This is a genomic window from Streptomyces virginiae (genome assembly GCF_041432505.1).
GTDB lineage: Bacteria > Actinomycetota > Actinomycetes > Streptomycetales > Streptomycetaceae > Streptomyces > Streptomyces virginiae_A.
In genome coordinates this window covers 5,117,037-5,142,119 of sequence record NZ_CP107871.1, presented here as the reverse complement: position 1 = coordinate 5,142,119, position 25,083 = coordinate 5,117,037, and the positions used below count along the sequence as shown (strand labels likewise).

Here is a 25,083-nt window from a genome sequence, read left to right as displayed (position 1 = left end):
CGGCGCTTCGGCGAGCGACGGCGGGAAGCCCGCCCGTCCGCGGTGGCGGACGGGACGGGCTTCCGGTCGGTGCTGTGGTGCGGAGCTACGGCTACCAGTAGATGACTACGTAGCCGTCGCCGCCGTCCTTGCCGCGGGAGCCGGAGTTGCCGATGGCTCGGTTGGTGCCGCCGCCGCGGCCGCCGTCGCCGCCCACGGCCGTGCCGTCCGGGAGCTGGACGATGCCGTCCGCGGTGCCGCCGCCGGTGCCGTCGGCGTTGCCCGGGTCACCGTTGTGGTTGACGCCGCCCGAAGAGCACGTTCCGGTGCCGCCGAGGCCGGGCGTGCCCGGCTCGCCGGGCCCGCGGTCGGCCGCGCCGCCGCCACCGCCGCCACCGCCGCCGGTGGCCGTGAGCAGCACGGTGTTGGACGACGCCACGGTCAGCGACGTGGTGGTGCCTGCGGCGCCGGCGGTGCCGTTGGCGCCCGCTGCGCCGCCGAGGCCGTTGGCACCTCCGGTGCCGACGTCCACGCCGTAGTCCGCCAGCGGGGTGACCGGGATGACGCACCAGGTGAAGCCGCCGCCACCGCCGCCACCACCGTGGCCACCGGTGTTCCGCGCGGCCGCGGCGGCGTCCGCCTCGGTGGCTCCGTCGGTCGAGCTGTTCGGGTTGTTCGGATTGCCGCCACCGTTGTTGCGCGCGGACCCGCCGCCACCACCGCCGCCACCACCGGCGCCCCATGCCTGGACGAACACGGAGGTGACGCCCGGCGGCGGGGTGAAGGTGTTGTCCGAGGTGAACTGCCGCAGGCCGTGAACGGCCAGGGGCCCGTGCTTCTTGTGCTTGTCGTGCTCCGACAGCGCGTGCTTCTTGCCCTCGACGGGCTTCACGTCGTGGTGGCCCGTCGGCTTGGGCCCGTCCGCGGATGCGGCCGGCGCCAGCGCGATCAACTGGCCGGTGAGGGCCGCAGCAGCGGCGATGGAGGCGAGCAGAACCCGGGAGCGCCCCCGGGGCCGTTGAATCGTCGCCAGCTGATGGTTCAGGTTCATGGCTTCCTTACCCGCCGGCGCCGAGGGCTGCCGCGGGATGCGATGGGAGGGGTGCGTGCGTCACGCGCCGCCCATCCGACCGGGCCGCGGCCCAACTGTGGCGCCGGCAGGGCCGGGCCTGTGGCCCAGTCAGGTGAGAAGTTCATCTGACCGGAGCAATCGCCGATACGAAAGAACCCCCGCCCACTGTGATTCCACAGATGAACGGGGGTTCCACTCGCGTGGCGGCGCCAGGGTTCGAACCTGGGTAGGCTGAGCCGGCAGATTTACAGTCTGCTCCCTTTGGCCACTCGGGCACACCGCCAAGATTTGCTGCCATTTTTTCCGCCTTGCGGCGGCGCTCCCTGGCAACGACGTAAACGATACCTGATGACCGGGGGTGCTTCACCACCGGATTGATCAGCGCCAGGGGTGGGCGCGGTGGCTAGGCTTTGCCGAGCGGTCCGGGCATGTCCGGCCGCGCCCTCCGGGGTGATCGCAACCAACTTCAAGGAGCCACAGCACATGGCCGACTCCAGTTTCGACATCGTCTCGAAGGTCGAGCGGCAGGAGGTCGACAACGCCCTCAACCAGGCCGCCAAGGAGCTCTCGCAGCGTTACGACTTCAAGGGCACCGGCGCCACGATCGCCTGGTCCGGCGAGAAGATCCTGATGGAGGCGAACTCCGAGGAGCGCGTGAAGGCCGTCCTCGACGTCTTCGAGACCAAGCTGGTCAAGCGCGGGATCTCGCTGAAGGCGCTGGACGCCGGGGAGCCGCAGCTGTCCGGCAAGGAGTACAAGATCTTCGCCACGATCGAGGAGGGCATCTCCCAGGAGAATGCCAAGAAGGTCGCGAAGATCATCCGGGACGAGGGTCCCAAGGGCGTCAAGGCCCAGGTCCAGGGCGAGGAGCTGCGTGTCAGCTCCAAGAGCCGTGACGACCTCCAGGAGGTCCAGGCGCTGCTCAAGGGCAAGGACCTGGACTTCGCGATCCAGTTCGTGAACTACCGCTGACCCTGTTGCGCGACCTTCCCCACGCCGGCCCGGCGGTCTTCACCGACCGCCGGGCCGTGGCGGTTGCGAAGGGGGTGTGTGCGGGGCGTGTGCGGCGCACGCGCCACCGCGGCCTCCTGTGATCACTTGGGGCGCGATGAGTGCGCCCACCACGCTGGGTGGCATCACATCACCGCGTGGCAGGGGGATCTCGCATGCCTGGGGACGGCACGTTTCGCGATGACTTCGGGGCGTCCGTGGTCGTCGCGCTGGTCGCTCTACCTCTGTGCGTCGGGGTGGCGGTCGCCTCCGGGGTACCGGCCGAGCTGGGAATCGTCACCGGGGTGGTCGGCGGTCTGGTCACCGGATGGTTCCGCGGGAGTTCCCTCCAGGTGAGCGGCCCCGCGGCCGGACTCACCGTCCTCGTCTACGAGGCGGTGCAGGCGTACGGTCTACCCGCGCTCGGGGTGATGGTGCTGGCCGCCGGGGTGGTGCAGCTGGGCATGGGGATGCTGCGGCTCGGGCGGTGGTTCCGGGCGATCTCCGTCGCCGTCGTGCACGGGATGCTGGCCGGGATCGGGCTGGTGCTGATCTCCGGGCAGCTCTACGCCCTGGGCGGTGTGGAGGCTCCGGGGCACACCCTGGCGAAGCTGCGCGGGGTGCACGAGCTCGGGTCGCAGGCCGACTTGGCCGCCGTACTGCTCGGGGTCGGGACGATCGCCGTCATGGTCGCCTGGCGCCGGGTGCCCGCCCGGCTGCGGATCGTGCCGGGGGCGCTCGTCGGGGTGGCCGCCGCCACCGCCGCGGCCGTGATGCTGCGGCTGCCCGTCGAGAAGGTGCGGGTGACGGGCGTACTGGCGGCCGTGTCCCCTCCCGGCTGGGGCGACTTCGAGGTGCTGGCCTCGGTCGGCGCGGCCGGCACCGTGATCGCGCTGGCGCTGATCGCCTCCGCGGAGACGCTGTTCAGCGCCGCGGCCGTGGACCGCATGCACGACGGGCCGAGGACCGAGTACGACAAGGAACTCATGGCCCAGGGCGTGGGCAACAGCGTGTGCGGGCTGCTCGGCGCGCTGCCGATGACCGCGGTCATCGTGCGGAGCGCCGCCAATGTGGAGGCCGGGGCGCGGACCCGGGCGTCCCGGGTGCTGCACGGTGGCTGGCTGCTGCTCTTCGCCGTGGCGTTTCCGCAGCTTCTGGAGATCGTGCCGCTGGCCGCGCTGGCCGGGGTGCTGCTGCACGCGGGCTGGAAGCTGCTACCGGCCAAGGCGGTGGCCGCGTTGTGGCGGACGCACCGGGGCGAGGCGGTGGTACTGGTGGTCACGGCCTCGGCGATCGTGGTCACCAATCTTTTCGAGGGCGTGCTGATCGGGCTGGGGCTCGCCGTCGCCAAGGCGGCCTGGGAGACCTCTCACGTGCACATCGAGGAGGTGTGGGAGGACGAGGCGCTGTGCGTGCAGGTCCTGGGCAACGCCAGTTTCCTGCGGCTGCCCAAGCTGCTCGACGCCTTGGACGCGCTGCCGCACGGGCAGCCGGTGCGGCTGGATCTGAGCGGGCTGCGCCATCTGGACCATGCCTGTCTGACGGCCCTGGAGGGCTGGGAGCGCGCGCGGTCGCCACTGCCCGGCCGGGAGGGCGTCATCTAGGGCGGTTACCCTCCGCCGGTGGAACACGAGTTGAAGCGCACTCTGGGAGTGTCCGACGCCGTCGTCGTCGGGCTCGGCGCGATGGTGGGCGCCGGTATCTTCGCCGCCCTGGCTCCGGCGGCGGGGGCGGCGGGTGGGGGTCTGCTCGCCGCTCTGGCTGTGGCGGGTGTCGTGGCCTACTGCAACGCGCACTCCTCGGCGCGACTGGCCGCCCGGTATCCGGCCTCCGGTGGCACCTACGTGTACGGGCGCGAGCGGCTCGGGCCCTTCTGGGGGTATCTGGCCGGCTGGGGATTCGTGATCGGCAAGACCGCGTCCTGTGCGGCGATGGCCCTCACGGTCGGGGCCTATCTCCGGCCCGGGCAGCAGCACGCCGTGGCCGTCGCGGCGGTGGTGGCGCTGACCGCCGCGAGCTACGGGGGTGTGCAGAAGTCGGCCCGGATCGCCCGGCTGATCGTGGCGGTCGTCCTGGCGGTGCTGGCCGGGGTGGTCGTGGTGTGCCTGTCCTCCGGGGCGGCCGACCCGGGGCGGCTGAGCGGATCCCCTCAGGGGATCTTCGGCTTGTTGCAGGGCGCGGGTCTGCTGTTCTTCGCCTTCGCGGGCTATGCCCGGATCACCACCCTGGGCGAGGAGGTGCGCGACCCGGAACGGACGATCCCGCGGGCGGTGCCGATCGCGCTGGGGATCGCGCTGCTGGTGTACGCAGCGGTGGCGGTGGCGGCGCTGTCGGTGCTCGGCGCGGAGGGGCTGGCGGGGTCGTCGGCGCCGCTCGCCGACGCGGTGCGGGCGGCCGGGCGGCCCGGACTGGCCCCGGTGGTCCAGGTGGGCGCGGCCCTGGCCGCCTTGGGCTCGCTGCTGGCGCTCGTGCTCGGGGTGTCGCGGACCGTCCTGGCGATGGCCCGGGACGGTCATCTGCCGCGCGGGCTGGCGGCCGTGCATCCCCGGCATCAGGTGCCGCACCACGCGGAGCTGGCGGTGGGAGCGGTCGTGGCGGTGCTGGCGGCCACCGCCGATCTGCGGGGCGCGATCGGTTCCTCCTCCTTCGGGGTGCTCGCCTACTACGCGATCGCGAACGCCTCCGCGTGGACTCTCGATTCAGCTGTCAAGGGTCGGGCCGTGGCAGTGGTCGGGCTGTCCGGCTGTGTCGTGCTGGCATGCGCGCTGCCCCTCGCGTCCGTGGCCTGGGGGGCGACGGTGCTGGCGGTGGGCGTAGTTGTGTACGGGGTACGGCGGCTCAGATCCGGGATCTGAATCCGTCCCAGAGCGTCAGCTCCAGGTCGAACTCCTCACCCGCCCCGGACGCGTCGCAGTACCAGGCGGTGCCGTCGAGCCAGCCGTGCAGCCAGGCCGCGAGGCTGGGGGTGTCGATGGACCAGGCGAGCTCCGGCTCCCCGAGTCCGGGATCGAAGAGCAGGACCTGGGCGGTGTCGGAGCGGCAGTCGACGCAGACGGACAGGGAGCACCCGAAGTCGGCTATCGGCAGCACGCCCTCGGGCCAGCGCCAGGCCGAGGAGCGGCCCGCCCCGTAGGCACTGACGGCGTCGTGCAGTGACAGCAGTCCGCACTCCGGGCCGAATCCGCCGTCGCCGACACGGGTGTAGAGCGCGGCGAGCAGGGGCGGCAGGGCGAAGCCGAGTATGCCCTCGGCCCGGGCGATCTCGGCCGTGCCCAGGGCGGCGGGCAGGGGCTTTCCGTTCCCCTGCGCGGAGTTGTGCGCACGCGCGGCGACTTGCTCCAGCAACTGCTCGGTCTCGTTCATGCGTTCATGGTGACGCACCCCACCGACAGCCGCCCAGGCCTGTGGACAACTCCGCCCGCAGGCCGATCCGGTCGGCATGCGGGCGGGGTGTGTGGTGGCGTCCACGACGCCGGCGGCCGTGTCAGCGCGAGGCGAACGGCGCGTCCGTCGGGACGATCTCGCGGCCCAGCGGGAGCAGGGAGAGCGGGACCATCTTGAAGTTGGCGATGCCGAAGGGGATGCCGATGATCGTGACGCAGAGGGCGATGCCCGTGACGATGTGGCCGAGGGCCAGCCACCAGCCGGCCAGGACCAGCCACAGGACGTTGCCGATGCAGGACGGGGCGCCGGCGTCGTGGCGTTCGACCGTGGTGTAGCCGAAGGGCCAGAGGGCGTAGACGGCGATGCGGAAGGCGGCGATGCCGAACGGGATACCGATGATCGTGATGCAGAGCAGCACGCCCGCGAGGATGTATCCCAGGAACAGCCAGATGCCGCTGAGGATGAGCCAAATGATGTTGAGGATTGTCTTCACTGGCGGCGGCCTGCCATCTGTTCGAGCCGGGCGATGCGCTCGGCCATCGGAGGGTGTGTGGAGAACATCTTAGAAAGGCCCTGACCTGGGCGGAACGGGTTGGCGATCATCATGTGGCTCGCCGCCTCCAACCGGGGCTCGGGGGGCAGTGGGAGCTGCTTGGTACCGGCGTCGAGCTTGCGCAGGGCGCTGGCCAGGGCGAGTGGGTCGCCGGTGAGCTGGGCGCCGGAGGCGTCGGCCTCGTACTCGCGCGAGCGGCTGATGGCCAGCTGGATCACGGAGGCGGCCAGCGGGCCCAGGATCATGATCAGCAGCATGCCGAGGAGGCCGGGGCCCTCGTCGTCGTTCGACCGACCGATCGGGATCAGCCAGGCGAAGTTCACCAGGAACATGATCACCGAGGCGAGGGCGCCGGCGACCGAGGAGATCAGGATGTCGCGGTTGTAGACGTGGCTGAGCTCGTGGCCGATGACCCCGCGCAGCTCGCGCTCGTCGAGGATCCGCAGAATCCCCTCGGTGCAGCAGACCGCGGCGTTGCGCGGGTTGCGGCCGGTGGCGAAGGCGTTGGGGGCCTCGGTGGGTGAGATGTACAGGCGTGGCATGGGCTGGCGCGCGGACGTGGAGAGCTCGCGCACCATGCGGTAGAGCTGGGGAGCCTCGAACTCGCTCACGGGGCGGGCGCGCATCGCGCGTAGAGCCAGCTTGTCGCTGTTCCAGTACGCGTAGGCGTTCGTCCCGAGGGCGACGAGGACGGCGATGATCAAGCCGCCTCGTCCGAAGAAGCTTCCGATGAGGATGATGAGTGCGGACAGCCCGCCGAGGAGTACGGCGGTCTTCAGCCCGTTGTGCCGGCGGTGCACGGTACGCCCTCCAAGTGGTGCGGCAGGGGAGCCCGTCATGGATGTGAGGGTCTACGGTCCAGTGGACCCTCCCTTCCTGGTCAACGCGAGGTGAGGGCGTCTGGTTCCCAGGGCATGGCGGGGCGGTCGCCCGCCACGGCCCCTTCCCGGGGAAGGCCGAGGTCGCGGCGGGGACTGCTCCGTACGGGTTACACGCGCCGGCTCACTGGGCGAAGAGGCTGCCCGAGGTGACGCGCAGGATGAGTTCCGGGGCGCCCGAGAGGACGACCGCCGTGATCGCGGTGACGACGATGGCCGCCGCCACCGGCCAGGGGGCGCGGGTACGGGTCTGCGCGCCCTCGGGGGTGCGGAAGAGCAGGGCCGTCCAGCGCAGGTAGTAGTACAGGGCGATGACGACGTTGATCGCCATGACCACGGCCAGCCAGCCCAGGCCCGCGTCGACCGCGGACCGGAAGACGGTGACCTTGGCGAAGAGGCCGATGATGCCCGGCGGCAGGCCCGCCAGGCAGAGCAGGAAGAAGCCCAGCGAGAGGGCGGCCAGCGGGCGCTCGGCGTACAGCCCGCGGTAGTCGCTGATCCGGTGGAGCGGCTTGGTGCGGGCGACGAGGGCGGCCACGGCGAAGGCGCCGAGGTTCACGGCCGCGTACATGAGGGCGTAGGCGACGGTGGAGCCGATCTGGTCGCGGCCGGAGTACGCGGCCGCGGCGATCGGAACCAGCAGGTAGCCGGCCTGGCCGACCGAGGACCAGGCGAGCAGCCGTACGGCACTGTTCGGGCGGTCCGGGGACTGCCGCAGGGCGGCGGCGTTGCCCAGGGTCATGGTGAGCGCGGCGAGGACGGCCAGGGCGGGGCCCCAGATGTCGGAGTACGCCGGGAAGGCGATCACCGTGACGAGGATGAGGCCGGTGAAGCCGACGGCCTTGCCGATCACCGAGAGGTAGCCGGCGATGGGCAGGGGGGCGCCGACGTAGGTGTCGGGGACCCAGAAGTGGAAGGGGACGGCCGCCGTCTTGAAGGCGAAGCCGACGAGGGTGAGCGCGACACCGGCCATGGCGAGGGTGTCGAGCTGCCCGGGGACGTCTTCGAGACGGTCGGCGACCTGGGTGAGGTGCAGGGAGCCGGTGGCGGCGTAGACGAAGCTGACGCCCATCAGCGACACGGCGGTGGCGGTGACGGAGGACAGGAAGAACTTCAGGGCGGCCTCGGAGGAGAGCCGGTCGCCGCGGCGCATGCCGACGAGGGCGAAGGCGGGCAGCGAGGCGACCTCGAGCGCGACGATCAGGGTGGCGAGGTCGCGGGAGGCGGGCAGCAGGGCCGCGCCGGCGGCGGAGGACAGCAGCAGGAACCAGTACTCGCCGGCCGGCATGCGGGTGTCACGGACGGCGGTGACCGACAGCAGGGCGGTGACCAGGGCGCCGGCCAGCACCAGGAACTGGATGACGAGCGTGAAGTGGTCGGCGACGTAGCTGCAGGCCTCCGGGTCGCCGGTGAGGCAGAAGGTGGCCCGGTCACCGGCGCGCAGGGGCAGCAGGGTCGCGGTCGCGGCGGCCAGGCCGGCGACCGAGATCCAGCCGAGGGCGGGCTTGTGGCGCTCGGCGAGGAACAGGTCGGCGACGAGGACGACCAGGCCGACGGCGGCGGTGATCACCACGGGTGCGATGGCGAGCCAGTCGACGGACTGGACCAGGCTCGGGGCCTCGGCGGAGAGGACCGTCAGGTCCGTCGTGGCCGTCATGAATTGCCTCCTGCGAGGAGCTTCTGGACGGCCGGGTCGGTGAGGCCGAGGAGGACCGCGGGCCACAGGCCGGCGAGGACGGTGAGGGCGACGAGCGGGGTCCAGGCGGCGAACTCGTAGCGCTGGATGTCCGCGACGGCGAGCTCGGGACCGGCTTTCGGGTCTCCCATGCAGACGCGCCGTACGACGATCAGCAGATAGGCGGCGGTGAGCAGGGTGCCGAACGCGCCGACGGCCGTGTAGGTGAGGAACGCGGGGCGGGAGAGGCCCTCGGCGGGGTCGAAGGCCCCGAAGAGGGCGAGCATCTCGCCCCAGAAACCGGCGAGGCCCGGCAGGCCGAGGGAGGCGACGGCGGCGAAGGCGAGGAAGGCGCCCATGCGGGGTGCACGGCCGTAGAGGGCGGCGCCGGTGGCCCCGGCGAGGGTGTCGAGGTCGGCGGTGCCGTAGCGGTCCTTGAGGGCGCCGACCAGGAAGAAGAGGAGGCCGGTGATCAGGCCGTGGGCGATGTTGGCGAAGAGCGCGCCGTTGACGCCGGTGGGGGTCATGCTCGCGATGCCGAGGAGGACGAAGCCCATGTGGCCGACGGAGGAGTAGGCGATGAGGCGCTTGAGGTCGCCCTTGTTGCCCTTGCGGGCCAGCGCGAGGCAGGCGAGCGATCCGTAGACGATGCCGACGGCGGCGAAGGCGCCCAGATAGGGGGCGAAGGTGGCCATGCCGTCGGGGGTGACGGGCAGCAGGATGCGGACGAACCCGTACGTGCCCATCTTGAGCAGAACGCCCGCCAGCAGGACGGATCCGACGGTGGGCGCGGCGGTGTGGGCGTCCGGGAGCCAGCTGTGCAGGGGCCACATCGGGGTCTTCACCGCGAGGCCGATCCCGATGGCGAGCACGGCCAGGATCTGGGTGGTGTGGGACAGTTCGCGGCCGTTGTCAGAGGCGAGTGCCACCATGTCGAATGTGCCCGCCGTCACACCGATGAGGAGCAGGCCGAGCAGCATGACGACGGAGCCGAGGAGGGTGTAGAGGATGAACTTCCAGGCGGCGGCCTGCCGCTGAGCACCGCCCCAGCGGGCGATGAGGAAGTACATCGGGATGAGGACCATCTCGAAGGCGAGGAAGAAGAGCAGCAGGTCGAGGACGGCGAAGGTCGCGAGGGTGCCGGACTCGAGGACGAGGAGCAGCGCGACGAAGGCCTTCGGGGACGGGCCTGCGGGGAGCTTGAAGTAGCTGTAGAGCGCGCAGAGGAAGAACAGCAGCGCGGTCATCAGGAGGAGGGGGAGCGAGATGCCGTCGACGCCGAGGTGGATCCGGACGTTCAGCGCCTGGATCCAACTGATGTCCGTCGTCGCCTGGATGCGGGACGGGGCGTCGTGGTCGAAGCCCAGGGTGAGGGCGACGGCCGCGGCGAGGATCACGCCGGTCACGGTCACGCCGTGGCGGAGCACGGCCTGTTCGGGGCTCTTGCCCTTGAGGCCGGGCGGGGCCGGCAGGAGCGCCGCGGCGGAGCCGAGGAGCGGTGCGGCCACGATGAACGCCAGAAGGAACTGCATCACGGACGGGCTGATATCAATCACGGCTGACTCACGGCTCACGATCCGGCGTTGACGTTGGCGAGGACGGCGGTGGCGATCGCCAGGACCACGGCGCCTGCGAGCAGGGCGCTCAGGTAGCTCTGCACGTTGCCGGTCTGGGCTCGGCGCACGAGGCTGCCGAGCAGCTGGGTGCCGGTGCCCGCGCCGCGGACGTACGTGTCCACGACCTCGCGGTCGAGGAAGCGGACGAGGCGCGCCGCGGCCTGGACGGGCCGGACGAACAGCCGGTCGTAGACGGCGTCGAGGTGGAAGCCGTCGGCGGCGTGGCGGTGCAGGGGGCCGAGGAGCGCCGTGCCGGGGTCGGCGGCGGGGCCGGCCGGGACGGTGGGGTGATCGTGGGTCACCTCGGCCACCTCGGGGGCTTCCGCGGCGGATTCGGCGGCGGCGACCGCGGCGGGCGTCTCGGCGGCGGCCGCGGCTCGGGTGCCGGCGGCGCTCGCGAGGGCGGCCTTCGCGGAGGCGCGCTGCCAGAGGGCGTAGGTGAGCATCGCGCCGATGGCGGCGGCGCCCGTGCCGAGGACCGAGGTGACCAGGGTCGGGGTGAGTTCCCCGCTGTCGAACCAGTCGGAGATGGGTCCGGCCGCGAGGCCGAAGCCGACGGACGGGATCGCCAGCAGCCACAGCACGCCGGTCATGGCGAGGGGCTCCTTGCCGTGGTCGGGGGCGGCGGCGCCGCGGCCGCGGAAGGCCATCAGCCACAGCCGGGTGGCGTAGGCGGCGGTGAGCAGGGCGGTCAGCAGACCGGCGACGAGCACCAGCCAGCCGGCGGCGCTGGGTGCGAAGTCCGAGTGGCCGGTGGCGGTGTGCTCGGCGGCGACGAGGACGGCTTCCTTGGAGAAGAAGCCGGCGAAGGGCGGGACCGCGGCGAGCGCGAGGAGCGCGATCGTCATCGTCCAGAAGGCGTCGGGGATGCGCTTGACGAGGCCGTCCATCCGGGACATGACGCCGAGGGAGTTGGTACCGGCGGCGTGGATGATCACGCCGGCGCCGAGGAAGAGGAGCGCCTTGAACGCGCCGTGGGACAGGAGGTGGAAGACGGCGGCGCCGCGGTCGCCGACGGCCAGGGCGCCGATCATGTAGCCGAGCTGGCCGATCGTGGAGTAGGCGAGTACCCGCTTGATGTCGTCCTGGGCGATGGCGGCCAGGCCGGAGCCGATCATCGTGACGGCCGCCATCACGGCCATGACCACCAGCGCGGCCTGGGATGCCGCGAAGACGGGCAGGAGGCGGGCGATGAAGTAGACACCGGCGGCGACCATCGTCGCGGCGTGGATCAGTGCCGAGACCGGGGTGGGGCCCGCCATGGCGTCGGGGAGCCAGGTGTGCAGGGGGAACTGCGCGGACTTGCCAGCGACTCCGGCGAGCAGGAGCAGCGCGATCAGCGTCGGGTGGTCGAGTCCGCCGTCGGCGACGGTGTCCAGGATCTTCGGGATCTCGAAGGAGCCGGCGTCGGTGGCGAGCGCGAACAGGCCGATCAGGAAGGGGACGTCGCCGAGCTTGGTGACGAGGAAGGCCTTCAGGGAGGCGGAGCGGGCCGCTTCGGTCTCCCAGTAGTGGCCGACCAGGAAGTACGAGCAGATGCCCATGACTTCCCAGCCGACCAGCAGCACCATCAGGTCGCCGGAGTAGACGACGAGCAGCATGGCGGAGGTGAACAGTGAGACGAGAGCGGCATAGGACGGGTAGCGCGGGTCCTCACGCAGGTACGCCGTCGAGTAGAGCTGTACGCAGGTGGCGACGACCCCGACCAGGACGGCGACCAGCGCGGCGAAGCCGTCCAGGTACAGGGAGAGTTCGATCGGCACCGAGCCGGTCGGGGTCAGCTCGGTCGCGGCGCTGATCGTCTCGCCGCCGCCTTGGCGGACGGCGACGAGTACGGCCAGTACGGCGGCGCCGAGCGTCGGCAGGATCGCGAGCGGCCGGACGAACCCGGGGGCGTTGCGGCCGAGCAGGAGGCCGGCGACCGCGCCGAGGAAGGGGAGCAGCGGGACGAGGACGGCGAGGGTCGTGGTGCTCACGCGGTGACCTCGCTCTGGTTGTTCGCAGCGGGCTCGTGGCCCTCGGCGGTGTCGCGCAGCCGGTCGACGTCGGAGGTGCCCCGGTTGCGGTAGACCATCAGCACGATCGCGAGGCCGATGCCGATCTCGGCGGCGGCGATCGCGATGGTGAAGAGGGTGAGGGCCTGGCCGGCGTGCAGGGCGTCGCGCAGCCAGACGTCGAAGGCCACCAGGTTGAGGTTGACGGCGTTGAGCATCAGCTCGACGGACATCAGGACCAGGATGGCGTTGCGGCGGGCGAGTACTCCGTACAGGCCCGTGCAGAAGAGAAGCGCCGCGAGTACGGCGGGGTAGGCGAGGTGCATCAGCGCCGGCCCTTCTTCTCGCCGGGGCCGGCCGGGGTGGCGGGGTCGGCGGGGTCGTTCTTGCGGGACAGCACGATGGCCCCGATCAGGGCTGCGAGGAGGAGGACGGAGAGCGCCTCGAACGGCAGCACCCAGTGCTGGAAGAGGATCTCGCCGGAGACCTTGGTGGAGCCCTGGACCGGTCCGTCGAGGTCGATCCAGGTGGTGCGGAATGCGTCGACGACCACCCAGACCAGTGACACGGCGGCGACGACGGCGACGCCGAGCGCGAGCGGGCGGTTGCCGGAGTCCGCGTCCGGGGAGCGGCCGATGGGGGCCTTGGTGAGCATCAGCCCGAAGAGGAGGAGGACGATCACGGAACCGAGGTAGATGAGGACCTGGACCCAGGCGATGAACTCGGCGGTCAGCAGCAGGTACTCGACGGCGATGCCGCCGAGCGCGACGACCAGCCACAGGGCGGCGTGCACGAGCTGCTTGGTGGTGACCGTGACGAGGGCCGCGCCGAGGGTGGCGAGTCCGACGAGGACGAAGGCGATCTCGACGCCGGTCGGGGAGAGGAATCCGGGCCCGGTGGTGGTGGCGGCTGCGGCCAGGGTGGCGGCGGGGCTCACGCGTCTCCCTCCGGGGTCGGGTCGGTCGGCTCTTCGGTCTCGGCCGCCTGGGCGGCGGCTTCGGCGGCTTCGGCGGCGGCTGCCGCAGCGGCCGCCGCGGCCGCGGCTTCGGCCTTCTCCACGGCCTTGCGGGCGGCGGCGATCTCCTTGGGCTCCTCGGCGGCCGGGTCCAGCGCGGGCGGCGCCGGGACGGTCCACATCCACTCGCGGAGCTTGTCCCGCTCGTGGGTCAGCTCGTGGATGTCGGTCTCCGCGTACTCGAACTCCGGCGACCAGAAGAGGGCGTCGAAGGGGCACACCTCGATGCAGATGCCGCAGTACATGCAGAGGGAGAAGTCGATGGCGAAGCGGTCGAGGACGTTGCGGCTGCGCTCTCGGCCGCCGGGGGTGGCCGCCGGGACCGTCTCCTTGTGGGAGTCGATGTAGATGCACCAGTCGGGGCACTCACGGGCGCAGAGCATGCAGACGGTGCAGTTCTCCTCGAACAGACCGATGACTCCGCGGGAGCGGGGCGGCAGTTCGGGCTGGACGTCGGGGTACTGGGCCGTGTGCGAGCGCTTCGTCATCGTGCGCAGCGTCACGGCCAGGCCCTTGGCCAGGCCGGATCCGGGGATGGGCATTACTGGATCGCCACCTTCACGATGCCGGTGAGCGCGATCTGGGCGAGCGCGAGCGGGATGAGTGTGGTCCAGGCGAGCTTCTGGAGCTGGTCCTCGCGCAGGCGCGGGTAGCTCACGCGGAGCCAGATCACGACGAAGGCGAGGATCGCGATCTTGAGCAGGGTCCAGACCCAGCCGAGGTCGTCGCCGAAGGGGCCGTGCCAGCCGCCGAGGAACAGGACGGTGGTGAGGGCGCAGAGGACGACGATGCCGGCGTACTCGGCGAGGAGGAACAGGGCGAAGCGCAGGCCGGTGTACTCGGTGTACGCGCCGAAGATGATCTCGGAGTCGGCGACGGGCATGTCGAAGGGGGGCCGCTGCAGTTCGGCGAGACCGGCGACGAAGAAGACGAGCGCGCCGACGATCTGCCAGGGCAGCCACCACCACTCGAAGGCGTCGACGATGCCGGGGAGGGAGACCGTACCGGCGGCCATGGCGACGGAAGCCGCGGCGAGCAGCATCGGGAGCTCGTAGGCGAGCAGCTGGGCCGCGGTGCGCAGGCCGCCGAGCAGGGAGAACTTGTTCGCGGAGGCCCAGCCGGCCATCAGGGAGCCGAGGACTCCGACGCCCATGACGGCGAGCGCGAAGAACAGGCCCGCGTCGATGACCTGGCCGACGGCACCCTCGCCGGGGCCGATCGGGATGACCAACAGGACGAGGAGGTAGGGCAGCAGGGCGACGGCGGGGGCGAGCTGGAAGATGCGCCGGTCGGCGCCCGCCGGAACGATGTCTTCCTTCTGCGCGAACTTCACGCCGTCGGCGACGAGCTGGGCCCAGCCGTGGAAGCCGCCGGCGTACATGGGGCCGAGGCGGCCCTGCATGTGGGCCATCACCTTGTGCTCGGTCTGCCCGACGACGAGCGGGAGCACGAGGAAGACGGCGAAGACGACGATCAGCCGCAGGGCGACGTCGAGGACGTCGTTCACGCGTCGCCTCCGTTGTCGGGGTCGGGGGTGGGGTCGGTGGTCGGGGTGGTCCTGGGGTCGGACCCCGAGGTCGCGTCCGACTCCGGTGAGGTCTCCGGAGGTGTCTCCGGTCGCGGCTTCGCCGGAGCCTTCGGCTCCTCGAAGGCAGGCTTCGGATCGTGCCAGGGGGCGTCCGAGCTGCGCGGGGCGGGGCGGCGCGGCGGCGCCTCGCTCTCCCCGGAGTCCGGGGCGGCCGGGGCCGGGGTCTGGCTCGCCGAGCCGTCGGCGACCGAACGGGTACGGCGCGGCGGGCGAGGCGCGGCTTCCGCCGATTCCTCCGGAGCCGCCACGGCCGGGGTCGACTGGCTCGCCGAGCCCTCCGACACCGAGCGGGTACGGCGCGGCGGGCGAGGCGGAGCCTCCTCCGCCGCCCCGGTGGCCGCGTCGGCCGGGGGCTGGGTGGCCGAGCCCTCGGTGACCGAGCGGGTACGGCGGACCGGAGCACCCTCGCGCGGGGTACGCGCGGCGGCGCCCGCCGCGCCGGCCGCACGCGCGGTGCGGGCCGGACGGGCCGGGGCCGGCGGGAGCTGGCCCTTCATCGGGCCCCAGTCGTTGGGGTCCGGTACGCCCGGCGGGAGCATCTGGCGGCGCTTGGGCGCGTCCGGGTCGTGGGCCTCGCCGGGCTCCTTGGCACCGGGCCAGGCCTTGGCGACGCGCGCGGCCAGGACGAAGTCCTTGCGCAGCGGGTGTCCCTCGAAGTTCTCGGGGAGGAGGAGCGGGACGAGGTGCGGGTGGTCGGTGAAGGTCACGCCGAACATCTCGAAGGTCTCGCGCTCGTGCCATTCCGCGCCGGCGTAGACGGCGACCGCGGACGGGAGGGAGGCGGCGCTGTGCGGGACGGTCGTGCGCAGCAGCAGTCGGCGGACCCGGTGGTTCTCCAACGACGCGACGTGCGCGCAGATCCGGAAGCCGGTGCCGGGCTCGTCCACCGCGCTCAGCCAGTCGAAGTAGGTGCAGCCCAGCTTGTCCCGGGCGATTTCGAGGGCGGAGATCCAGCTGCCGACGGGCACGTCCACCGTGAGGACGTCGTACGAGAACTCGGCGACGGCCTCGGCTCCGAAGACCGTCGGCGCCGCGTCGGGGAGGGAGTCGTAGAGGTTCACGCGCCCGCCCCCTGCGCGGGTGCCGGCGGGGGCGTGACCAGGCCGCTGGTCAGCTGGGCCACGGACGGCCCGACGGCGTAGCGCTCGGCCAGCGACTCGCGGGCGATCTTCTCCTGGAGCTTGAGGATGCCCTGGAGAAGGGCTTCGGGACGCGGCGGGCAGCCGGGCACGTAGACGTCGACCGGGATGATCTGGTCGACGCCCTTGGTCACGGAGTACGAGTCCCAGTACGGGCCGCCGCAGTTGGAGCAGGCGCCGAAGGAGATGACGTACTTCGGCTCCGGCATCTGCTCGTAGAGCCGCTTCACGGCCGGGGCCATCTTGTCGGTGACGGTGCCCGAGACGATCATCAGGTCGGCCTGACGCGGCCCCGGCGCGAAGGGGATCACACCCAGCCGGATGAAGTCGTGCCGGGCCATGGACGCGGCGATGAACTCGATCGCGCAGCAGGCCAGGCCGAAGTTGAAGACCCACAGGCTGTACCGGCGGCCCCAGTTCAGGACCACCTTCATCGGTTCCGGGGCCAGGCGGGAGAGGACTCCGAGGCGCTTGGGCTCCGGGAGCAGCACGCCCTCGGTCGGCGTCACAGCCGGTGTCACGTCCATTCGAGGACGCCCTTCTTGTACGCATAGAGCAGGCCGACGGCCAGGAAGCCCAGGAAGATGAACATCTCCACCAGGGTCGTGGCGCCGTAACCGGCGGCGGCGAACACCGTCGCCCACGGGAACAGGAAGATCGAGTCGACGGCGAAGATGACGTAGAGGAACGCGTAGACGTAGTAGCGGACCTGGGTGTGCGCCCAGCCCTCGCCGACCGGGTCCACACCGCATTCGTAGGTCAGCAGCTTCTCGGGGGTCGGGACGACGGGCCGCAGCAGGCGGCCCGCGCCGAAGGCGACGGCCACGAAAAGCACACCGAGGGCGGCCAGTAGACCTACGACCGAATAACTCCGGAAGTAGTCCGCCGCGAGCACGGTTACGGTCGATACCGTTGGTTCAGGCACGTCCGTTCCTCGCTCCTCGGTCACTGTCGACGATCTGGTACGGACGGGAGTCTAGGGCCTGCCTCACACGGGGTGGGGTTATCCCCCGTTCACAGCACCCCGGCCACCCCATGGCATCAGCGGGTCGTACTTGACAGGGTGTGGCGCATGACCATGAGCCATGCCGTACCCGACAACGATCGACCTCCCCCCGTACGGGCCGTCTTCAGCGCCGTGACGTGGAAGGAGATCGCCTATCTCGTGAGCAACCTGCCGCTGGCGATCGTCGGATTCGTTTACGCGGTTGTCATGGTTTCCACCGCCGGCGGTCTTTCCGTGACAGCGGTCGGAATTCCTCTGCTCGCGTGCGGTCTGTATCTGTCTCGGCAATTGGGACGGCTGGACCGGGCACGCGCCCGCGGGTTGCTGGGCGTACGGGTGGACGAGCCGACCCCGATCCCCGGGCCGAAGCGGTCCGGCGGATTCTTCCCCTGGCTGTGGACGAGCATCAAGGACCCGGTCGGCTGGCGGACGGTGCTGTACCAGCTGATCCGGTTGCCGTGGGGAGTACTCACCTTCACGGTAGCGCTGACCGGCCTGTTCGTGCTGTGGCCGGTGCTGCCGTACCTGGTGCGGCTGATGGCGAACGTGGACCGGGCGATGGTACGGGGGCTGCTGTCGCCCTCCGACGACCTGGAGCGGCGGATCGCGGAGCTGGAATCCGACCGGGGCGTCGTGGTCGACACGGCGGCGGCCGATCTGCGGCGCATCGAGCGGGACCTGCACGACGGGGCGCAGGCCCGGCTGGTGGCGCTGGCGATGGGGCTGGGCCTGGCGAAGGAGAAGCTGCTGGAGGACCCGGAGGGCGCGGCGGCGATGGTCGACGAGGCGCACGGTGAGGTGAAGCTGGCGCTGCAGGAATTGCGGGACCTCGCGCGGGGGATCCACCCGGCGGTGCTGACGGACCGGGGGCTGGACGCGGCGCTGTCGTCGGTGGCGGCGCGGTGTGTGGTGCCGGTGAAGGTGGTGGTGGATCTGCCGGGGGATCCGGCGGGTGGTGCGGTGGGTGACGTGGCCGGTGATGCGGCGCGGGGACGGCCGGCGGAGGCGATCGAGGGGATCGCGTACTTCGTGGTGTCCGAGCTGCTGCAGAACGTGAGCAAGCACGCGGGGCCGGGGGCGCGGGGCGCGACGGTCGAGGTGTGGCGGGCGGGGGCACGGCTGATGATCCGGGTGTCGGACGACGGGCGGGGCGGAGCGAGTCCCTCCGGGGGGAGTGGGTTGGCGGGGCTCGCGGAGCGGTTGGGCGCGGTGGACGGGGTGCTGGTGGTGGACTCGCCCGCGGGGGCGGGGACCGTGGTCACGGCCGAGCTGCCGTGGCGGGACCGGGACCGGGGGTAGGCCTCGGGCCTCGTGTGTTGGTGCTGGTGAGCGGGACTCCCGTCCGGGGTGGGCGGGGGTCCCGTTCGTGTGTCCGGCGCCGTCTGCTGCCCGCGGGGTGGGTGGGGGTCTCGGTCGTGGGTCCGGCGCCGCGCCGCTTCCCAGGGCTCCGCCCCGGACCCCGCGCCTCAAACGCCGGCGAGGCTGGAATGGGTGGGCCGCCGCCTCGAACCCGGGCGAGGCTGGAATGGGTGAGCCGCCGCCTCGAACGCCGGAAGGGGTGGGTGGGCCGCCTCGAACCCCGGCGGGGCTGGAGTGGGTGGACCGTCGCCTCGAACGCCGGAAGGGGTGGGTGGGTCGTCTCGAACCCCGGCGGGGCTGGAATGGGTGGGCCGTCGCCTCGAACGCCGAAGGGGCATGGGATGGGCACGGCCGCGGGGTGGGGTTAACCCCCCGGTGGAGATGCCGACCCGCCGGATGGTTGTGGGGGGAGCGGGGGCGGCAGGGTGAGGGGGTATCGGAGGACCGGAAGGGCGGGTCGGGATCATGGACAACGGCAGAGGCGCGGGCGGCGGGATCGGCGCGGTGCTGCGGGCTCCGGTCGAGGGGCGGACCTGGCGGGAGCTCGGGTACCTGCTGATCGGGCTGCCACTGAGCACGGTGTACTTCTCGCTCGCCATCGCCGGCGTGAGCCTGGGCGCCGGACTGCTCGTCACCTTCCTCGGGGTTCCGGTTCTCGCCGGTGTGCTCGCCATGTGCCGGGGCTTCGGGCACGTGGAGCGGGCCCGGGTGCGTGGGCTGCTCGGGGCGGACATCCCCGCCCCCGCGCCGATCCGGGCGAAGAAGGCCGGTCCGCTCGCCGCCATGGGTGCGCTGCTCAAGAGCGGGAGCGCCTGGCGGCACGTGCTGTACTCGGTCGTCCACTTCCCGTGGGCGGTGTTCTCGTTCTGCCTGTCCCTGGTGCTGTGGGCGTGCGGGTGGGCGTACCTGCTGTACCCGCTGTGGTTCTGGGTGTTCCCGGCCTTCACCGACCAGCCCGGTCTGCAGCTCTTCCAGAACGACGACTACACCTTCTACCTCGACTCGCCCGGCACGATCGCCCTGACCAGCCTGATCGGGCTGGCCCTCACCCTCGCCACCCCCTGGGTGATCCGGGCCCTGACCACCGTCGATCGCGTGATGGTCGGCGGGCTGCTCGGGGCGTCGAGCCTGGCCACCCGGGTCAGCGAGCTGGAGTCCGACCGCGGGGTGGTCGTGGACACCGCCGCCGCCGACCTGCGGCGCATCGAGCGGGATCTGCACGACGGGGCGCAGGCCCGGCTGGTGGCGCTGGCGATGGATCTGGGGCTGGCGAAGGAGAAGCTGACCGAGGATCCGCAGGCCGCCGCCCGGATGGTGGACGAGGCGCACGGTGAGGTGAAGATCGCCCTCCAGGAGCTGCGTGACCTGGCTCGTGGGATCCACCCGGCCGTGCTGACCGACCGGGGGCTGGACGCGGCGCTGTCCTCGGTGGCCTCGCGGTGCGCGGTGCCGGTACGGGTGGCCGTGGATCTGCCGGCCCGGCCCGCGGCGGCGATCGAGGGGATCGCGTACTTCACGGTCTCGGAGCTGCTGCAGAACGTCAGCAAGCACGCGCTGGCCCGGTCGGCCTCGGTGGACGTGTGGAAGTCCGGGGAGCGGCTGCTGATCCAGGTCGCCGACGACGGTCGGGGCGGGGCCGGGACGCGGGAGGGGACGGGGCTGGCGGGGCTGACCGAGCGGCTGGACGCCGTGGACGGGGTGCTGGTCGTCGACTCCCCCGTCGGGGGCGGGACGACGGTCACGGCCGAGCTGCCCTGGCGCCCCTAGCGGGTGGAAAAGCCGTCGAACGAAGGGCCGGGCCGGGTGGCCCGGCCCTTCGCAACTCCCGGCGGGCATGGCCCCCGTTTGCGGCATGTGACGTTCCAGTACGCGAAAACTCCCCCCGTGCGCCGACATGTTGTCCCGGCTCTGCCTTCAGCGGGACCCAAGACTGGGATGCTTGGCTGAGTCAGGTAGTTCGTGAGCGAGTGGACGCGGGGGAAGCTGAGTCGTGGACGACAGGGTGCGGGTGGTCATCGCCGAGGATTCAGTGCTGCTGCGTGAGGGCCTGACCCGGTTGCTGACCGACCGGGGGCATGACGTCGTGGCAGGCGTCGGGGACGCGGAGGCCCTGATCAAGACGGTGGCGGATCTGGCGGCGGAGGGTGCGCTGCCGGATGTGGTGGTGGCGGACGTACGGATGCCGCCGACCCACACCGACGAGGGGGTACGGGCGGCGGTGCGGCTACGCCGTGATCACCCCGGGATAGGTGTGCTCGTGCTGTCCCAGTACGTGGAGGAGCAGTACGCCACCGAACTGCTGGCCGGTTCGACCACCGGGGTGGGGTATCTGCTCAAGGACCGGGTGGCCGACGTGCGCGAGTTCCTGGACGCGGTCGTGCGGGTGGCCCGGGGCGGTACGGCCCTGGACCCCGAGGTCGTCGCCCAGCTGCTCGGTCGCAGCCGGAAGCAGGACGTCCTGGCGGGCCTGACCCCGCGCGAGCGCGAGGTGCTCGGGCTGATGGCCGAGGGCCGGACGAATTCCGCCGTGGCGAAGCAGTTGGTCGTGAGCGACGGAGCGGTGGAGAAGCACGTCAGCAACATCTTCATGAAGTTGGGCCTTTCGCCGAGTGACGGGGATCACCGGCGAGTACTGGCCGTTCTCACCTACCTGAAATCTTGATCGACTGACACTCTGTCAGATATGGCATACCGGCAGGGCCGTCTCGACGGGTGGTCCTACGGTCCAGAATGTGACCGCTCCTGGGGGCCTTGATCCCTACCGTCGTAGGGTGGGTCCCGGGGGGTCACGCCTCGAAGGAGGTCCAGTTCAGTGACCAGCCAGGTCAGCAGCCCAGCCGAGCAGGCCGACGGGGCCGGGGGTGCGATTGTCGGTGGACAGCGCGCCCCGGAGAGTCCGGGCGGCAAGGAAGTGCGCCGCCTCGATCGTGTGATCATCCGATTCGCGGGTGACTCCGGTGACGGTATGCAGCTCACCGGTGACCGCTTCACCTCGGAAACGGCGTCCTTCGGGAACGACCTGTCGACGCTGCCGAACTTCCCCGCCGAGATCCGCGCGCCCGCCGGAACCCTTCCGGGCGTCTCCTCCTTCCAGCTGCACTTCGCCGACCACGACATCCTCACCCCGGGCGACGCCCCGAACGTGCTGGTTGCAATGAACCCGGCGGCCCTGAAGGCGAACATCGCGGACCTGCCGCGCGGCGCGGAGATCATCATCAACACGGATGAATTCACCAAGCGCCCCATGGCCAAGGTCGGCTACGCCACCTCGCCGCTGGAGGACGGCTCTCTCGACGCCTACAGCCTGCATCCGGTGCCGCTGACCACCCTGACGGTCGAGGCCCTGAAGGACTTCGGCCTCTCCCGCAAGGAGGCCGAGCGCAGCAAGAACATGTTCGCGCTCGGCCTGCTGTCGTGGATGTACCACCGGCCCACCGAGGGCACCGAGAACTTCCTGCGGCAGAAGTTCGCGAAGAAGCCCGAGATCGCCGAGGCGAACGTCGTCGCCTTCCGGGCCGGCTGGAACTTCGGGGAGACCACCGAGGACTTCGCGGTCTCTTACGAGGTCGCCCCCGCCACCCGCGCCTTCCCCACCGGCACCTACCGCAACATCTCCGGGAACCTGGCGCTCTCCTACGGTCTCGTCGCCGCGAGCCAACAGGCCGACCTGCCGCTCTACCTGGGCTCCTACCCGATCACCCCGGCCTCGGACATCCTGCACGAGCTGTCGAAGCACAAGAACTTCGGTGTGCGGACCTTCCAGGCCGAGGACGAGATCGCCGGCATCGGCGCGGCACTCGGCGCGGCCTTCGGCGGCGCGCTCGGGGTGACCACCACCTCCGGGCCGGGTGTGGCGCTCAAGTCGGAGGCGATCGGCCTCGCGGTGTCGCTGGAGCTGCCGCTCCTGATCGTGGACATCCAGCGCGGCGGCCCCTCGACCGGTCTGCCGACCAAGACGGAGCAGGCGGACCTCCTGCAGGCCATGTTCGGCCGCAACGGCGAGGCCCCCGTCCCGATCGTGGCGCCGCGGACCCCCGCGGACTGCTTCGACGCCGCCCTCGACGCGGCCCGTATCGCGCTCACCTACCGGACCCCGGTCTTCCTGCTCTCCGACGGCTACCTCGCCAACGGATCCGAGCCCTGGCGGATCCCGGAGGTCGCCGACCTGCCCGACCTGAAGGTCAAGTTCGCCACCGCCGCGAACCACACCCTCGCCGACGGCACCGAGGTGTTCTGGCCGTACAAGCGGGATCCGGAGACCCTCGCCCGGCCCTGGGCCATCCCCGGCACCCCCGGCCTCGAACACCGCATCGGCGGCATCGAGAAGCAGGACGGCACCGGCAACATCTCCTACGATCCGGCCAACCACGACCTCATGGTCCGCACCCGGCAGGCCAAGGTCGACGGCATCCAGGTCCCCGACGTCGACGTCGACGACCCGGACGGCGCCACCACCCTGGTCCTGGGTTGGGGATCCACCTACGGCCCCATCACCGCGGCCGTCCGCCGGTTGCGCAGCGCCGGACTCCCCATCGCCCAGGCCCACCTGCGCCACCTCAACCCCTTCCCCAGGAATCTCGGTGAGGTCCTGGAGCGTTACGAGAAGGTAGTGGTGCCGGAGATGAACCTCGGGCAGCTCGCCACCCTGATCCGGGCGAAATACCTGGTCGACGCCCAGTCGTACAACCAGGTCAACGGAATGCCGTTCAAGGCGGAGCAGCTCGCCACGGTTCTCAAGGAGGCCATCGATGACTGAGGTGACCGAAGGGGAGCGGACCCTGCTCTCGCTGGTACCGAAGGCCGAGAGCACGCAGTCGATGAAGGACTTCAAGTCGGACCAGGAGGTCCGCTGGTGCCCCGGTTGCGGTGACTACGCCGTGCTGGCCGCGGTGCAGGGCTTCATGCCCGAACTGGGCATCGCGAAGGAGAACATCGTCTTCGTCTCGGGCATCGGTTGCTCCTCGCGTTTCCCGTACTACATGAACACGTACGGGATGCACTCCATCCACGGCCGCGCCCCGGCGATCGCCACGGGCCTGGCCACCTCCCGCCGCGACCTGTCCGTCTGGGTGGTCACGGGCGACGGCGACGCGCTGTCCATCGGCGGGAACCACCTCATCCACGCCCTGCGCCGCAACGTCAACCTGAAGATCCTGCTGTTCAACAACCGGATCTACGGGTTGACCAAGGGCCAGTACTCCCCCACGTCCGAGGTCGGCAAGATCACCAAGTCGACGCCGATGGGCTCGCTCGACGCGCCCTTCAACCCGGTGTCGCTGGCGATCGGGGCCGAGGCCTCCTTCGTCGCCCGGACCGTCGACTCCGACCGCAAGCACCTGACCGAGGTGCTGCGTCAGGCGGCCGACCACCAGGGCACGGCGCTCGTGGAGATCTACCAGAACTGCAACATCTTCAACGACGGCGCCTTCGAGGTCCTCAAGGACAAGGACCAGGCCCAGGAGGCCGTGATCCGGCTGGAGGACGGGCAGCCGATCCGCTTCGGCACGGACAACGCGAAGGGTGTCGTACGCGATCCGGCCACCGGGGACCTCGAGGTCGTCGAGGTCACCCCGGCCAACGAGGGGCGGATCCTGGTGCACGACGCGCGGAACGCGAGCCCCACCACCGCTTTCGCGCTCTCCCGCCTCGCCGACCCCGACACGCTGCACCACACCCCGATCGGGGTGTTCCGCAACGCGGAGCGGCCCGTCTACGACACCCTCATGGCCGACCAGCTCGACGCGGCCATCGACCGCAGCGGCAAGGGTGACCTCGGGGCGCTGCTGACCGGCAACGACACCTGGACCGTCGTGGGCTGACCCGCCCGCGCGACACGGCCGCCGGAAGCCCGGACCTCCCTGGGGGTCCGGGCTTCGGCATGCGTGGCCCGACGCCCCGCCACTTCCCCCCATGCAGCGCTTTCCAAAAGTTAGCGCTTCCCGTAGGCTGGCGCTGTCATCCAACGAGGAGAGCAGTCATGAGCATCGTCGTCACCGCCGCCACCGGAGCCCTCGGCCGTCTCGTCGTCGAGGAGCTGCTGGAACGGGTCCCCGCCGACCGGGTCGCCGTCGTCGTCCGCGACGAGGAGAAGGCCGCCGACCTGGCCGCGCGCGGGATCGAGGTGCGCGTCGCCGACTACGACGACCCGACGGCCCTGGCCCGCGCCTTCGAGCCCGGCGACCGGGTGCTGCTGATCTCCGGCAACGAGATCGGGCGGCGCGTCGCCCAGCACACCGCCGTGATCGACGCCGCGAAGGCGGCGGGCGTCGCGCAGCTGGCCTACACCGGCATCCTCGGCGGCCCCGAGGCCGACTTCGAGCTGGCCTCCGAGCACACCACCACCGAGCAGGCCGTGCTCGCCTCCGGGCTCCCGTACACCTTCCTGCGCAACGGCTGGTACCACGAGAACTACACCCGCGAGCTGCCGACGGTCCTCGGGCACGGAGCGGTCGTGGGCAGCGCGGGCGAGGGCCGGGTCGCCTCGGCGGCACGCGCCGACTACGCGGCCGCCGCGGCCGTGGTCCTCACCGGCGAGGGGCACCTGAACCGGATCTACGAGCTCTCCGGCGACACCGCGTGGAGCCTCGGGGAGTACGCGGCCGAGGTGTCGGCGCTCAGCGGCAAGGAGATCGCGTACGCCGAGGTTCCGGCGGACGAGCACCTGCGGATCCTGACGGGCGCGGGGGTGCCCGAGGGCTTCGCGGCGATCATCGTCGACGTGGACGCGGCGATCGCGCGCGGCCGACTGGCGGACACCGGCGGGGACCTGGCCCGGCTGATCGGGCGGCCGACGACCCCGGTCACCGAGGCGATCGGCGCCGCGCTGGCCTGACCT

23 protein-coding genes and 1 tRNA gene are annotated in these 25,083 nt (G+C 71.4%); 9 read left to right on the top strand and 15 right to left on the bottom strand.

Annotation, left to right across the window (positions count from 1 at the left end):
* Window positions 1-91: 91 nt before the first annotated feature.
* Window positions 92-1,030, bottom strand: a complete 939-nt coding sequence (locus tag OG624_RS24000; protein WP_237546001.1) for a hypothetical protein — start codon at window positions 1,028-1,030, stop codon at window positions 92-94.
* A gap of 222 nt (window positions 1,031-1,252) precedes the next feature.
* A tRNA-Tyr gene (locus tag OG624_RS23995) sits at window positions 1,253-1,334 on the bottom strand.
* 200 nt (window positions 1,335-1,534) lie between these two features.
* Here OG624_RS23995 and OG624_RS23990 point away from each other — a divergent pair.
* The 3 genes from OG624_RS23990 to OG624_RS23980 all read left to right on the top strand — a co-directional run bounded on the left by OG624_RS23990 (window position 1,535) and on the right by OG624_RS23980 (window position 4,896).
* A complete protein-coding gene (locus tag OG624_RS23990) occupies window positions 1,535-2,023 on the top strand; it encodes a YajQ family cyclic di-GMP-binding protein (protein ID WP_030009008.1) in 489 nt (162 codons plus the stop codon).
* Window positions 2,024-2,217: 194 nt separating this feature from the next.
* The gene (locus OG624_RS23985) at window positions 2,218-3,645 is read left to right on the top strand and encodes a SulP family inorganic anion transporter (protein ID WP_033224205.1); all 1,428 of its coding nucleotides are present in this window, start codon (window positions 2,218-2,220) and stop codon (window positions 3,643-3,645) included.
* 18 nt (window positions 3,646-3,663) lie between these two features.
* Window positions 3,664-4,896 carry an APC family permease gene (locus OG624_RS23980; protein ID WP_371639829.1) on the top strand — a complete coding sequence of 411 codons (1,233 nt, stop codon included), beginning with the start codon at window positions 3,664-3,666 and terminating at the stop codon, window positions 4,894-4,896.
* Here the strand turns inward: OG624_RS23980 and OG624_RS23975 are convergent.
* The 13 genes from OG624_RS23975 to OG624_RS23915 form a co-directional block, all read right to left on the bottom strand.
* A complete protein-coding gene (locus OG624_RS23975) occupies window positions 4,880-5,404 on the bottom strand; it encodes an SMI1/KNR4 family protein (RefSeq protein WP_033224203.1) in 525 nt (174 codons plus the stop codon). The two genes, OG624_RS23980 and OG624_RS23975, sit on opposite strands and share 17 nt — an antisense overlap.
* A 121-nt stretch (window positions 5,405-5,525) precedes the next feature.
* Entirely contained in the window at window positions 5,526-5,918 is a 393-nt protein-coding gene (locus OG624_RS23970; RefSeq protein ID WP_033224202.1) for a YccF domain-containing protein, read from the bottom strand.
* Window positions 5,915-6,778, bottom strand: coding sequence for a zinc metalloprotease HtpX (gene htpX / locus OG624_RS23965; protein ID WP_033224201.1), 864 nt, complete (start codon window positions 6,776-6,778; stop codon window positions 5,915-5,917). The genes OG624_RS23970 and htpX overlap by 4 nt, the downstream gene beginning before the upstream one ends.
* A gap of 202 nt (window positions 6,779-6,980) precedes the next feature.
* Complete coding sequence (locus OG624_RS23960) at window positions 6,981-8,513, bottom strand: NADH-quinone oxidoreductase subunit N (protein ID WP_051763622.1); 1,533 nt, start codon at window positions 8,511-8,513, stop codon at window positions 6,981-6,983.
* Window positions 8,510-10,063 carry a complex I subunit 4 family protein gene (locus tag OG624_RS23955; protein WP_033224200.1) on the bottom strand — a complete coding sequence of 518 codons (1,554 nt, stop codon included), beginning with the start codon at window positions 10,061-10,063 and terminating at the stop codon, window positions 8,510-8,512. Before OG624_RS23955 ends, OG624_RS23960 begins: the two co-directional genes overlap by 4 nt.
* A gap of 38 nt (window positions 10,064-10,101) precedes the next feature.
* Window positions 10,102-12,123, bottom strand: a complete 2,022-nt coding sequence (locus OG624_RS23950) for an NADH-quinone oxidoreductase subunit 5 family protein (RefSeq protein WP_371593278.1) — start codon at window positions 12,121-12,123, stop codon at window positions 10,102-10,104.
* Entirely contained in the window at window positions 12,120-12,467 is a 348-nt protein-coding gene (gene nuoK, locus OG624_RS23945; protein WP_030726044.1) for an NADH-quinone oxidoreductase subunit NuoK, read from the bottom strand. Before nuoK ends, OG624_RS23950 begins: the two co-directional genes overlap by 4 nt.
* Window positions 12,467-13,078: an NADH-quinone oxidoreductase subunit J family protein gene (locus OG624_RS23940; protein ID WP_051763621.1), complete on the bottom strand. Its 612-nt coding sequence runs from the start codon at window positions 13,076-13,078 to the stop codon at window positions 12,467-12,469. The genes nuoK and OG624_RS23940 overlap by 1 nt, the downstream gene beginning before the upstream one ends.
* Window positions 13,075-13,698: a NuoI/complex I 23 kDa subunit family protein gene (locus OG624_RS23935; RefSeq protein WP_161297094.1), complete on the bottom strand. Its 624-nt coding sequence runs from the start codon at window positions 13,696-13,698 to the stop codon at window positions 13,075-13,077. The genes OG624_RS23940 and OG624_RS23935 overlap by 4 nt, the downstream gene beginning before the upstream one ends.
* The gene (locus OG624_RS23930) at window positions 13,698-14,663 is read right to left on the bottom strand and encodes a complex I subunit 1/NuoH family protein (protein ID WP_033224197.1); all 966 of its coding nucleotides are present in this window, start codon (window positions 14,661-14,663) and stop codon (window positions 13,698-13,700) included. Before OG624_RS23930 ends, OG624_RS23935 begins: the two co-directional genes overlap by 1 nt.
* Entirely contained in the window at window positions 14,660-15,805 is a 1,146-nt protein-coding gene (locus OG624_RS23925) for an NADH-quinone oxidoreductase subunit C (protein WP_371639828.1), read from the bottom strand. Before OG624_RS23925 ends, OG624_RS23930 begins: the two co-directional genes overlap by 4 nt.
* Window positions 15,802-16,410, bottom strand: coding sequence for an NADH-quinone oxidoreductase subunit B (locus OG624_RS23920; RefSeq protein WP_266352968.1), 609 nt, complete (start codon window positions 16,408-16,410; stop codon window positions 15,802-15,804). The genes OG624_RS23925 and OG624_RS23920 overlap by 4 nt, the downstream gene beginning before the upstream one ends.
* The gene (locus tag OG624_RS23915) at window positions 16,401-16,808 is read right to left on the bottom strand and encodes an NADH-quinone oxidoreductase subunit A (RefSeq protein ID WP_030012240.1); all 408 of its coding nucleotides are present in this window, start codon (window positions 16,806-16,808) and stop codon (window positions 16,401-16,403) included. Before OG624_RS23915 ends, OG624_RS23920 begins: the two co-directional genes overlap by 10 nt.
* Window positions 16,809-16,955: 147 nt before the next feature.
* On the opposite strand from OG624_RS23915, the gene OG624_RS23910 reads away from it, so the two are divergent.
* The 6 genes from OG624_RS23910 to OG624_RS23885 all read left to right on the top strand — a co-directional run bounded on the left by OG624_RS23910 (window position 16,956) and on the right by OG624_RS23885 (window position 25,080).
* Window positions 16,956-18,188: a sensor histidine kinase gene (locus OG624_RS23910; protein ID WP_371593276.1), complete on the top strand. Its 1,233-nt coding sequence runs from the start codon at window positions 16,956-16,958 to the stop codon at window positions 18,186-18,188.
* Window positions 18,189-18,713: 525 nt separating this feature from the next.
* The gene (locus OG624_RS23905; RefSeq protein ID WP_051763620.1) at window positions 18,714-20,015 is read left to right on the top strand and encodes a sensor histidine kinase; all 1,302 of its coding nucleotides are present in this window, start codon (window positions 18,714-18,716) and stop codon (window positions 20,013-20,015) included.
* A gap of 235 nt (window positions 20,016-20,250) precedes the next feature.
* Window positions 20,251-20,910, top strand: a complete 660-nt coding sequence (locus OG624_RS23900) for a response regulator transcription factor (RefSeq protein WP_033224230.1) — start codon at window positions 20,251-20,253, stop codon at window positions 20,908-20,910.
* Window positions 20,911-21,060: 150 nt separating this feature from the next.
* Entirely contained in the window at window positions 21,061-23,004 is a 1,944-nt protein-coding gene (locus tag OG624_RS23895) for a 2-oxoacid:acceptor oxidoreductase subunit alpha (protein WP_033224193.1), read from the top strand.
* Entirely contained in the window at window positions 22,997-24,067 is a 1,071-nt protein-coding gene (locus tag OG624_RS23890) for a 2-oxoacid:ferredoxin oxidoreductase subunit beta (RefSeq protein ID WP_371639827.1), read from the top strand. Before OG624_RS23895 ends, OG624_RS23890 begins: the two co-directional genes overlap by 8 nt.
* 158 nt (window positions 24,068-24,225) lie before the next feature.
* Window positions 24,226-25,080 (top strand): SDR family oxidoreductase, encoded by an 855-nt coding sequence (locus OG624_RS23885; protein ID WP_371588249.1) that lies wholly within the window; start codon window positions 24,226-24,228, stop codon window positions 25,078-25,080.
* The last annotated feature ends 3 nt before the right edge of the window (window positions 25,081-25,083 follow it).